This is a genomic window from Bacillus sp. EB600, assembly GCF_024494385.1.
Taxonomy (GTDB): Bacteria; Bacillota; Bacilli; order Bacillales; family Cytobacillaceae; genus JAEVLT01.
This window is the reverse complement of sequence record NZ_JAEVLT010000024.1, coordinates 62,885-74,722: the sequence shown is the minus strand read 5'-3', so window position 1 is coordinate 74,722 and position 11,838 is coordinate 62,885. Positions and strand designations below refer to the sequence as shown.

Genomic DNA, 11,838 nt, shown 5'->3' with positions numbered 1-11,838 from the left:
TTTAAGGACAACCTGATTAGGGTTGTCCTTTTTGTATGTTAAAAAGTAGGTACTTTAGAAGGTTCAGATTCAAAATACGGATAAAAGAAGAAATAATACGGATAAAATATGGAAGTAGACGGATATCCTCGCGTGAGAATCTGTAAGAAACAAAATAAAGAAATACATCTGATCTCTTTCTAACTAAATCTCAACAATTTAATAAAGCGAAAAATGTTTTACAATGGCGAGATTTGGGGAAAATATTACAGTATCATATCGTTGCAACTTTACATATACTTCATGTATAATTTATGTCAAATATAGTCAAAGTCAGATAGGGGGGGTGGTTGGATGAGAAACATCTCCGATATAATAGAAAGTTACTTAAAACATGTATTAGAATTGAGCGAAGAAGATCTTGTCGAGATAAAGCGCAGTGAAGTTGCTGACAAATTTCAATGTGTACCATCACAGATTAATTATGTTATTAATACAAGGTTCACAATTGAAAGAGGATATATTGTTGAAAGTAAACGTGGCGGAGGGGGATATATCAGGATTACAAAAGTTCATTCCAATGATGCCGCACACCTAATTGACCATTTATTGTCACTTTTACAAAACAGGATAAGTCAATCAAGTGGCGAAGATATTATATATAGACTTGTTGAGGAGGAAATAATTACCAATAGGGAAGCAAAGATTATGTTAAGTGTTATCGATCGGTCGGTATTATATCTTGACCTGCCCTACCGAGATGAATTGCGTTCACGAATGCTAAAAGCAATGTTAACAACTCTAAGATATAAATAAAGCAGCAGGAGAGGTGAGGTTATGATTTGCCAAGAATGTAATCAAAGGCCAGCGACACTGCATTTCACAAAAATTATCAATGGTGAAAAAACAGAAGTACATCTTTGTGAAAAGTGTGCACAAGAAAAAGGCGAAATGTTTATGTTCAGCGGGGAATCGGGTTTTACTTTCAATAACTTATTAGCTGGACTTCTAAACATCGATTCTTCCTTTAAGCAGCAAAACAAAAGCGCATTCCAGCAGGAAGAAATCCTTCAATGTGAAAGGTGCGGGATGACATTTCCCCAATTTGTAAAGACAGGACGCTTTGGTTGTTCTCATTGCTATGATACTTTTAAGGATCAGTTGAAGCCAGTACTTAAACGGCTTCACAGCGGAAATTGGACCCATAATGGGAAGATTCCAAAGCGAAGCGGTGGAGGAATTCATTTAAGAAAAAGACTGGAAGACTTAAAAAATGAGCTAAGAGCTTCTATTATTCAGGAAGAGTTTGAAAAAGCAGCGATCATTCGAGACGAAATTCGTTCCCTTGAAAAAGAACTAACGGAAAACCAAGAGGGAGGGAAATAACGTGTCACTAGAACAGTTTTTGAATAATGCAATCAGCACTTGGATGAGCAAAGAGGGGCCTGATTCTGATATTGTCCTAAGTTCCCGAATTCGTTTAGCTCGAAATTTTGAAGATTATAAGTTTCCTTCTTTGTTCTCACCTGATGAAGCAAAGGAGATTGTTTTGAAGATGGAGGATATTATCCATACCTCCGGATTCAATAAATTTGGATCAATGGAATTATTAAAAATAGATGAATTACAGCCGCTTCAAAAAAGGGTATTGGTTGAAAAGCATTTGATTAGCCCGCATCTCGCGGAAGAATCACCATTTGGTGCTTGCTTGTTAACAGAAAACGAAGAAGTCAGTATTATGATCAATGAGGAAGATCATATTCGGATTCAATGCTTATTTCCAGGTTTGCAATTATCAGAGGCACTTTACGCAGCCAATGAAATTGATGACTGGCTTGAAAGTAATATCCAATATGCATTTGCTGAAAAGCATGGATATTTGACAAGCTGCCCTACTAATGTAGGGACGGGTCTTCGTGCCTCCGTAATGATGCATATACCAGGGCTAATATTAACACAGCAAATAAATCGAATAATTCCGGCGATTAACCAATTAGGCTTGGTTGTAAGAGGTATTTACGGGGAAGGGAGCGAAGCATTAGGAAACCTTTTTCAAATTTCTAATCAAATTACACTTGGAAAGTCAGAAAACGATATCGTTGAAGATTTGAAGGGTGTGGTAAGTCAGCTAATTTCCCAAGAAAGGTCAGCTAGAGAAGCATTGCGAAAGACTTCTAACATACAATTAGAAGACAGGGTGTTTCGTTCATATGGAATTTTGGCGAATAGTCGCATCATTGAAACGAAAGAAGCAGCACGATGCTTATCAGATGTTCGGCTAGGAATAGATATGAATTATATTAAAAATATTTCAAAAAATATTTTAAATGAGTTAATGATTTTAACGCAGCCAGGCTTTTTACAGCTTTATGCCGGAGGCCCATTAAGGGCTAATGAACGGGATATGAGAAGAGCAACCCTTATAAGGGAACGATTAAAAATGGAGAAGAAAAAAGGTGAGGAGGAATAACGATGATGTTTGGCCGTTTTACTGAAAGGGCACAAAAGGTTTTGGCTTTAGCACAAGAGGAAGCAATACGCATAGGACATAATAATATTGGAACCGAGCACATTTTACTTGGTTTAGTTCGCGAAGGTGAAGGAATTGCAGCAAAAGCTCTATTTGGGCTTGGTTTAGGTGCAGAAAAAATCCAACAAGAAGTTGAAAACTTAATTGGAAAAGGTCAAGAGTCGACGCAAACAATTCATTATACTCCAAGAGCAAAAAAAGTCATTGAGCTATCGATGGATGAGGCCCGTAAACTTGGACATTCTTATGTTGGGACAGAGCATATTCTGCTTGGCCTTATCCGTGAGGGGGAAGGAGTTGCAGCAAGAGTATTAAATAATCTTGGTGTCAGTCTTAATAAGGCACGTCAGCAGGTCCTTCAATTATTAGGCAGCAATGAATCGAGCGGACATCAAGGTGGAGCATCAGCCAATGCAAACACTCCTACGCTTGACAGCCTAGCAAGAGATTTAACAGCAATTGCAAGAGAAGGCACGCTTGATCCAGTTATTGGACGCAGTAAGGAAATTCAACGTGTGATTGAAGTCCTTAGCCGCCGCACGAAAAATAACCCAGTGCTAATTGGCGAACCAGGTGTAGGTAAAACAGCTATAGCTGAAGGACTCGCCCAGCAAATTGTTCATAATGAAGTTCCTGAGATTCTCCGTGATAAACGCGTAATGACGCTTGATATGGGAACTGTAGTAGCAGGTACAAAGTATCGCGGCGAATTTGAGGATCGCTTAAAGAAAGTAATGGATGAGATAAGGCAGGCTGGAAATATTATTTTATTCATTGATGAGCTTCATACATTGATAGGAGCTGGAGGTGCAGAAGGTGCCATTGATGCATCGAATATCTTAAAACCTTCCCTAGCCAGAGGAGAGCTGCAGTGTATTGGGGCAACTACCCTAGATGAGTATCGTAAGTATATCGAAAAAGATGCTGCTTTAGAAAGACGCTTCCAGCCAATTCGTGTTGATGAACCAACACTCGATGAGTCAATTCAGATTTTAAAAGGCTTAAGGGATCGTTATGAAGCACATCATCGCGTTTCAATAATCGATGAAGCCATTGAAGCAGCTGTTAAGATGTCTGATCGATATATTTCCGATCGATTCTTGCCGGATAAAGCCATTGATTTGATTGATGAAGCAGGTTCAAAGGTACGGCTTCGTTCTTATACAACACCGCCTAATTTAAAGGAATTAGAAATTAAGCTTGAGGGAGTAAGAAAAGAAAAGGATGCTTCTGTACAAAGCCAAGAATTTGAAAAGGCTGCCTCATTAAGGGATACAGAGCAGCGTCTACGTGAACAGCTTGAGGAAACGAAGAAAAACTGGAAGGAAAAACAAGGCAAAGAAAACAGCGAAGTTACAGTTGAGGATATTGCTAGTGTTGTTTCTAGTTGGACGGGTATTCCTGTCTCCAAGCTTGCTGAAACAGAAACGGAGAAACTCCTGCATCTCGAAGATATCCTTCACTCACGTGTTATTGGTCAGGAGGAAGCTGTCAAGGCAGTTTCAAAGGCTGTCCGCCGTGCCCGTGCTGGCTTAAAGGATCCAAAACGTCCGATTGGTTCGTTTGTATTCCTAGGACCAACAGGGGTAGGGAAAACAGAATTGGCCCGTGCCCTTGCTGAAGCAATGTTTGGTGATGAAGAAGCAATGATCCGGATTGATATGTCCGAGTATATGGAAAAGCATTCCACATCGCGTCTTGTTGGTTCACCTCCTGGTTATGTTGGTTATGAAGAAGGCGGACAATTAACGGAAAAAGTTCGCAGAAAGCCTTATTCCGTCATCCTGCTTGATGAAATTGAAAAGGCACATCCAGATGTATTCAATATATTGCTGCAGGTGCTTGAGGATGGGCGTTTAACTGATTCTAAAGGAAGAACAGTTGACTTCCGCAATACAGTTTTAATCATGACTTCGAATGTTGGTGCCGAGGCGTTAAAGCGGAACAAGTATGTTGGCTTTAACATTCAAGACAGCGCTGACCAAGATTACAAAGATATGAAGGGCAAAGTGATGTCGGAGTTGAAAAAGGCCTTCCGTCCGGAGTTCTTAAACCGTATAGATGAAATTATTGTCTTCCATGCGTTGGAGAAAAAGCAACTTCAGGAGATTGTTACGTTATTGTCTGACCAATTAATAAAACGCTTAAAGGAACAGGATATTTCCTTAGAATTAACTGAGGCCGCAAAAGAAAAAATTGCGAAAGAAGGCTATGATCCTGAATATGGTGCCCGCCCGCTCCGTCGTGCGATTCAAAAACATATTGAAGATCGACTTTCGGAGGAATTACTCAAGGGTACATTACTAACAGGACAGCATGTTGTAATTGATGTAGAAAATGATGAATTTAAAGTTAGAACGGCAGAAAATACAAGCTTAGCTAAATAGACCACGATCGAATTTAAGTAAGGACCAATAAGGAGGTACACGTAAATATTGCTCATCGTGTACCTCTATTTTTCATGTAAAGGGCAGTCAGCAAGGGAGGCTATTTAGTGTCGAAAAGAAAAACAAAATTTATCTGCCAGGAATGCGGGTATGAGTCTCCTAAATGGATGGGAAAATGTCCAGGTTGCGGAGTATGGAATAAAATGGTCGAAGAGATTGAGGTTACTGGTGCATCAAGAAGAGGAGCGTTTGCTCATTCGCAGGGAGGTTCGATGATTGCGGCGAAGCCGACACCAATCACTTCAATTGAAACGGAAAGTGAACCGCGGATTCTAACTGATCTAAATGAACTTAATCGGGTCCTTGGCGGTGGCGTGGTAAGAGGATCCCTCGTTTTAATTGGAGGTGACCCGGGAATTGGAAAATCAACTCTTTTATTGCAGGTTTCTTCCCAGCTTGCTCACAAAGGCAACCAGGTTTTATATGTTTCGGGGGAAGAATCAATAAGGCAGACAAAGCTTCGTGCCGACAGATTAGGAGTTTCCTCGCCCAATCTTCTTGTATATGCGGAAACAAATCTAGAGGAAATTAATCGGACAATTGAAGGTACGAATCCTGATTTTGTAATTATTGACTCGATTCAAACAATCTTTCACCCAGATGTAACTTCTGCTCCAGGAAGTGTTTCACAGGTTCGGGAGTGTACGGCGGAATTAATGAGAATTGGAAAAACAAAGGGGATTGCTGTTTTTATTGTTGGGCACGTTACAAAAGAAGGCTCAATCGCAGGACCAAGACTTCTTGAACATATGGTGGATACTGTTCTTTATTTTGAGGGGGAAAGACATCATACATACCGAATATTAAGGGCAGTAAAAAACCGGTTTGGTTCTACAAATGAAATGGGAATATTTGAAATGAAAGAAATGGGTCTTGAGGAAGTCAAAAATCCATCAGAAATTTTTCTTGAAGAAAGATCTAGGGGTGCTGCGGGCTCCACTGTTGTTGCCTCAATGGAAGGAACACGGCCTGTTTTAGTAGAAATTCAAGCGTTAATTTCACCAACAAGCTTTGGGAACCCAAGAAGAATGGCTACAGGCATTGATCATAACAGAGTACCATTGCTTATGGCAGTATTAGAGAAGCGGGTTGGTATGCTTTTACAAAACCAAGATGCCTATTTAAAAGTAGCCGGAGGAGTAAAGCTGGATGAGCCAGCGATTGATCTTGCCATTGCAGTCAGCATAGCTTCAAGCTTTCGGGACAAGCCAACAAAACCGACAGACTGCATCATTGGAGAGGTAGGTCTGACCGGAGAAGTAAGAAGGGTTTCAAGGATTGAACAACGTGTTCAGGAAGCGGCCAAGCTCGGATTTGAACGGGTAATTTTACCCGCCAACAATTTAGGGGGCTGGAAGGGACCTAATGGCATTGAATTGATTGGTGTTGCATCGGTTAGTGAGGCATTGAAGGCAGCGTTGGGGGGGGGAGTCAATGGAGATTAAAAGGTTAAGTGAGCAAACGATAATCGATGTGCTAAAGTTTATCGCCCCTGGCACCCCCATTCGTGATGGTATTGATAATGTGCTGCGGGCAAATACAGGTGGGCTTATTGTCGTTGGCTACAATGAAAAAGTGAAAAGTATCGTAGATGGTGGTTTTGAAATCAACTGTTCTTTAACGCCCAGCTATTTATATGAATTGGCGAAAATGGACGGAGCGATCATTTTAAATGAACTAGGGAATAAAATATTATTTGCGAATGCCCATCTTGCTCCAGATCCGGCTGTCCATTCAACTGAAACAGGGATGCGTCATCGGACAGCTGAAAGAGTGGCCAAACAAACAAAAGCGCTTGTCATCGCTATTTCACAAAGAAGGAATATTATTACCTTATATCAAGGGAACTTTCGCTATGCGCTAAACGATATTGCTGTTATGTTAACAAAAGCAAACCAAGCTATTCAAACACTCGAAAAATACAAGGTTGTTTTTGAACAAAGTGTTGTAAATCTAAGTGTTTTAGAGTTTGAGGAATCCGTTACATACAGTGACTTTCTTCAGGTGCTGCGTCGCTTTGAAATGGTATTAAAAATTAAAAAAGAGTTATTGACTTATTTAAGTGAACTAGGGACAGAAGGAAGATTGATTCGTTTACAGTTGAATGAAATTTTAACCGAGTTAGAGGAAACGGCTCTACTGATTATTAAAGATTATGCGTTTGAACGGGAGGTAAAGGCCCGGGAGGTTCTTATGCGCCTGCAAGGCATGGTCAGTATTGACCCGATAGAGGATGCAAATTTGTTGAAGGCATTGGGTTATCAAGGTTATGTTCACCTTGATGAATTTAAGTGCCCACGCGGTTATCGGATTCTTCATAAAATCCCCCGCCTACCACTTGTAATTATTGAAAACCTAATAAACAGCTTTGGGGGCCTTCCAAAAATTATTGCTGCTTCAGTGGAAGAGTTAGATGAGGTGGAAGGAATAGGGGAGGTTAGGGCCCGGAAAATAAAAGAGGGATTTAAGCTGATCAAAGAGCGTCTCCATACAGAACGTCATTTGTAAAAAGGAATTAAGGGAAATAGTTCCATTTGTTTGACACACTATTTATCTGGATGCTACCCTTGAGATACAGGCTTTGCAGGGCCTTTAAATTCCTCAACTTGTTCCCCAATAAGTGCAATATATTTCAAAGGTGTTACAAATCAAAAAAATATCTATTTCCTTACGTTTCAATTTTATGAATATGTTTATAATGAATAGAAGGAGGTGAAGGAATGTTAAAACGTATCGTTCAAGCTTGTTTCCTAATAACCGGGGGAACACTTGGTATACTGTTAATTCCTGATTTATTATCAATATTAAAACTAAGTGACAATCCGATCATCAATAACTCTTATGTTTCAGCTATTTTAGGTGCAATTATATTTTATCTTATTACTTTTTGGGCAGTGGATTATGTCAACGGATTTATTGGGTGGGCAGAAGATTCACTGATAAAGGTTCCTGTAACAGATATTTTGTTTGGAAGTGTCGGGTTAATCTCCGGGCTATTGGTAGCTTTTTTAATAGGGTTACCTTTAAATGCTATTAAAGTCCCACTTCTAAATACACTTGCGCCTATTTTATTAACCCTAGTATTTGGCTACCTTGGGTTTCAGGTTGGTTTTAAGAAACGGGATGAGCTGTTGAATTTGTTTACCAATCGAATGAGTAAGAAAAAACCTGGTGAAGAAGAAAGCGAAAAAGCTGCCAGCCGTTCGTTGAAAATTTTAGATACAAGTGTCATTATTGATGGGCGTGTTGCTGATATTTGCCAAACGGGATTTTTAGAGGGAACTATTGTGATTCCACAATTTGTCTTGGGGGAGCTGCAGCATATTGCAGATTCATCCGATGTCCTTAAACGGAATCGGGGACGAAGAGGTCTTGATATTTTAAATCGGATTCAAAAAGAGCTCGCGATTAAGGTGGAAATTTATGAGGGCGATTTTGATGAAATTCAAGAAGTAGACAGCAAACTCGTCAAGTTAGCGAAATTAACAAATGGTATTTTAGTTACGAATGATTTTAATTTAAATAAAGTATGTGAGCTGCAAAAAGTCACTGTTTTAAATATTAATGACTTGGCAAATGCTGTTAAGCCAGTTGTTTTACCTGGCGAAGAATTAAATGTTCAAGTTATTAAGGATGGAAAAGAATATCATCAGGGTGTCGCTTATTTGGATGATGGAACCATGATTGTGGTGGAAGAAGGAAGAGAATATATCGGGAAGCGAATCGATGTGCTGGTCACAAGTGTCCTGCAAACATCTGCAGGGCGAATGATTTTTGCTAAACCAAAACTTTTGGAAAAAGCACTATAATATAGATAATGCTTAACGAGGAGATAGAAGATCAGATTGGGGTTTTACTATGACTTACCAGGTCATTATCCCTGCTGCTGGCCAAGGGAAAAGAATGGAGGCAGGGAAAAATAAACTTTTAATTGAGCTTAATCGAATTCCAATCTTAATTCATACGTTATTGGTATTTGAAAACGATGAAAAGTGTGACGGAATTATTTTAGCTATTCATCCGCACGATGAGAGTGAATTTAGATTACTGCTTCATAATTTCAAAATATCCAAGGTGAAAAGATTAGTTCCTGGAGGGAAGGAACGTCAAGATAGCATTTATCATGCACTTCAAACAGTTGATGGAAATCGTATGATCCTTGTTCATGATGCCGCCCGTCCTTTTATTAAGCAAGAGCAGATTCACCTTCTTGTTGAAACTGCGAAAAAAACGGATGCAGCGATCATTGGGGTTCCTGCTAAAGACACCATGAAAAAGGTTCATAACGGTGTTGTTCAGGAAACGGTCGAAAGGTCCAGCTTGTGGATTGTTCAAACTCCACAAGCTTTTCGCTTTTCTTTGTTACTAAAAGCTTATCAAAAAGCGGAAGAAGACCATTTCATTGGGACAGATGACGCAAGCTTAGTAGAACGTCTAGGAAATTCTGTTACGATGGTTGAAGGAGATTATGATAATATCAAATTGACTACTCCGGAAGATCTATTTTTTGCTGAGGCTATTCTAAGAAAAAACGTTAATTTGTAAGAAAAGTTGGAGTTGAACAAAGAAGGAGTTGCGGACATGTTTCGAATTGGACAGGGCTTTGATGTACATCAATTAACACCAGGGCGTCCACTAATTATCGGGGGGATTTCTATTCCCTATGAACAAGGTCTATTAGGTCATTCAGATGCGGATGTTTTACTGCATACCGTAGCCGATGCTTGTCTAGGTGCCATTGGTGCAGGAGATATTGGAAAGCATTTTCCTGATACCGACCCTGCTTTTAAAGATGCTAATTCAGCAATGCTTCTAGAGTATGTTTGGAATTTGGTTAAAGAACAAGGATATGTGCTGGGAAATGCAGATTGTACGATTATTGCCCAAAGGCCAAAAATGGCACCGTATATCGACCAAATGAAACAACGAATTGCCGAGCTGTTAGAAGGAGCGCCGGAGCAAATCAATGTAAAAGCAACAACAACGGAAAAATTAGGCTTTACCGGAAGAGGCGAAGGGATTGCCGCTCAGGCGGTTGTCTTGCTAAAAAAGGCAAATCAAAATGATTAAGCTTTAAAGCCTCATAGAGCAATGGTAAAATGAAACAGGATAAAAAGAAAACTTGCTGATTGGCGGCCCAAAGGGCAATGGCAGATGCGTAGTTTTTACTTGCAGTAGACAGGAAAGTAGAAACTTGTTGTTCTTTCCTGATAGCTAAATAAAAATATAAAAATATAGAGTCAGAAAGCAATTGGGCACCTGCGCAAAGGACAAAAGCAGTTGCGATCCAGGTGGGGGGCTGTTTGCTTTTTTGGTAGGAGGCAATATTGATGTCAAGTGAAGTTCGAGTAAGGTATGCTCCAAGTCCAACCGGACACTTACATATTGGAAATGCCCGAACAGCATTGTTCAACTATTTATTTGCACGAAATCTGGGAGGAAAATTCATCCTTCGGATTGAAGATACCGATCAAAAAAGAAATATCGAGGGCGGCGAGCAAAGTCAAATAAAATATTTAAAATGGCTCGGAATGGATTGGGATGAAGGTGTCGATGTCGGTGGTGAATACGGTCCTTATCGTCAATCTGAACGAAATGATATTTATCAAAAATTTTATTCACGGCTTTTAGAAGAAGGCAAAGCCTACAAATGCTATTGTACAGAAGAAGAACTAGCTGTTGAACATGATGCGCAAGTAGCAAGGGGTGAAACACCCCATTATTCTGGCAAATGCCGTCATTTGACTGAAGAACAGCGTGCAGAACTTGAAAAGGAAGGCCGCAAACCAAGTATTCGCATAAAAGTGCCTGCAGGTAAAGTATACTCATTTAATGATATGGTGAAAGGTTCTGTTTCGTTTGAATCTGACGGCTTCGGTGATTGGGTCATGATTAAAAAGGACGGAATACCAACCTATAATTTTGCCGTAGCAATTGATGATTATCTAATGAAAATCTCTCATGTGCTTCGCGGAGATGATCATATCTCGAATACACCGAAGCAGTTGATGGTCTATGATGCGCTGGGTTGGGAACCTCCTATTTTTGGGCATATGACATTGATTGTCAATGAAAACCACAAGAAACTTAGCAAACGTGATGAATCTATTATCCAATTTATGGAGCAGTACGAAGGCTTAGGCTATTTACCTGAAGCATTATTTAACTTTATCGCATTACTTGGCTGGTCGCCCGGCGGGGAGGAAGAAATCTTTTCGAAAGAGGAGTTTATTAAGGTTTTTGATGCCAACCGTCTCTCAAAATCACCCGCAGTTTTTGATAAGCAAAAGCTGGAATGGATGAATAACCAATATGTGAAAAAGGCAGACCTTGAAAAGGTTGTCGGAATTTCCTTACCACATCTTATTAAAGCCGGTCGTCTTAACGTTGACATGAACGAAGCCGAACGAGAATGGGCAACGAAACTTATTGCGCTATTCCAGGAAAAAATGAGCTTTGGAGCGGAAATTGTTGAGCTTACGGATATGTTTTTCCAGGATGAAGCAGAATATGAGCAAGAAGCCAAGGAAGTCCTTACAGGAGAGACAGTTCCCCAGGTTTTGCAGGCATTTAGTGAGGAAATTGCCGGGTTGGAAGAATTTACAGCTGAGAAAGTTAAGGCTGCTATAAAAGCTGTCCAGAAAGTGACTGGACAAAAGGGAAAGAACTTATTCATGCCAATTCGTTCTGCTGTAACGGGGCAAACGCACGGACCGGACCTTAACCAAGCTATTGAACTGTTAGGAAGAGAAAAGGTTCAAGCCCGTCTTCAAAAAATTTTAGGTTAACATTATTCCAAAAATATAATATAGTATAAGAAAGAAATTTATAATGTAAAAATGTTGAAGAGGAAAAGTATAAAAATGATGCTTTAAAGAGAGA

General features: G+C 39.8%; 10 protein-coding genes and 1 other annotated feature (1 of these 11 running past the window's edge). All 10 genes read left to right on the top strand.

What is annotated here, in order from left to right; all coding sequences use genetic code 11:
- Nucleotides 1–333: 333 nt before the first annotated feature.
- The 10 genes from JN080_RS20145 (at nt 334) to gltX (ending at nt 11,744) form a co-directional block, all read left to right on the top strand.
- Nucleotides 334–795 (top strand): CtsR family transcriptional regulator, encoded by a 462-nt coding sequence (locus JN080_RS20145; protein WP_256237773.1) that lies wholly within the window; start codon nt 334–336, stop codon nt 793–795.
- A 21-nt stretch (nt 796–816) separates the two neighbouring features.
- The gene (gene mcsA, locus JN080_RS20140; protein ID WP_256237772.1) at nt 817–1,365 is read left to right on the top strand and encodes a protein-arginine kinase activator protein McsA; all 549 of its coding nucleotides are present in this window, start codon (nt 817–819) and stop codon (nt 1,363–1,365) included.
- Between the two features lies 1 nt (nt 1,366).
- The gene (gene mcsB, locus JN080_RS20135) at nt 1,367–2,449 is read left to right on the top strand and encodes a protein-arginine kinase McsB (protein WP_256237771.1); all 1,083 of its coding nucleotides are present in this window, start codon (nt 1,367–1,369) and stop codon (nt 2,447–2,449) included.
- A 2-nt stretch (nt 2,450–2,451) separates the two neighbouring features.
- A complete protein-coding gene (clpC, locus tag JN080_RS20130; RefSeq protein WP_256237770.1) occupies nt 2,452–4,896 on the top strand; it encodes an ATP-dependent protease ATP-binding subunit ClpC in 2,445 nt (814 codons plus the stop codon).
- A 107-nt stretch (nt 4,897–5,003) separates the two neighbouring features.
- Nucleotides 5,004–6,401, top strand: a complete 1,398-nt coding sequence (radA, locus tag JN080_RS20125) for a DNA repair protein RadA (RefSeq protein WP_256237769.1) — start codon at nt 5,004–5,006, stop codon at nt 6,399–6,401.
- Nucleotides 6,391–7,464, top strand: coding sequence for a DNA integrity scanning diadenylate cyclase DisA (gene disA / locus JN080_RS20120; RefSeq protein ID WP_256237768.1), 1,074 nt, complete (start codon nt 6,391–6,393; stop codon nt 7,462–7,464). The genes radA and disA overlap by 11 nt, the downstream gene beginning before the upstream one ends.
- 212 nt (nt 7,465–7,676) lie before the next feature.
- On the top strand, nt 7,677–8,765 hold the full coding sequence (locus tag JN080_RS20115) for a PIN/TRAM domain-containing protein (protein ID WP_256237767.1): 1,089 nt from the start codon (nt 7,677–7,679) through the stop codon (nt 8,763–8,765).
- Between the two features lie 49 nt (nt 8,766–8,814).
- On the top strand, nt 8,815–9,501 hold the full coding sequence (gene ispD, locus JN080_RS20110; protein ID WP_256237766.1) for a 2-C-methyl-D-erythritol 4-phosphate cytidylyltransferase: 687 nt from the start codon (nt 8,815–8,817) through the stop codon (nt 9,499–9,501).
- Between the two features lie 36 nt (nt 9,502–9,537).
- Complete coding sequence (ispF, locus tag JN080_RS20105) at nt 9,538–10,026, top strand: 2-C-methyl-D-erythritol 2,4-cyclodiphosphate synthase (RefSeq protein ID WP_256237765.1); 489 nt, start codon at nt 9,538–9,540, stop codon at nt 10,024–10,026.
- A 260-nt stretch (nt 10,027–10,286) separates the two neighbouring features.
- Nucleotides 10,287–11,744: a glutamate--tRNA ligase gene (gltX, locus tag JN080_RS20100; RefSeq protein WP_256237764.1), complete on the top strand. Its 1,458-nt coding sequence runs from the start codon at nt 10,287–10,289 to the stop codon at nt 11,742–11,744.
- 45 nt (nt 11,745–11,789) lie between these two features.
- Nucleotides 11,790–11,838, top strand: a binding site (T-box leader) (it continues 172 nt past the right edge of the window).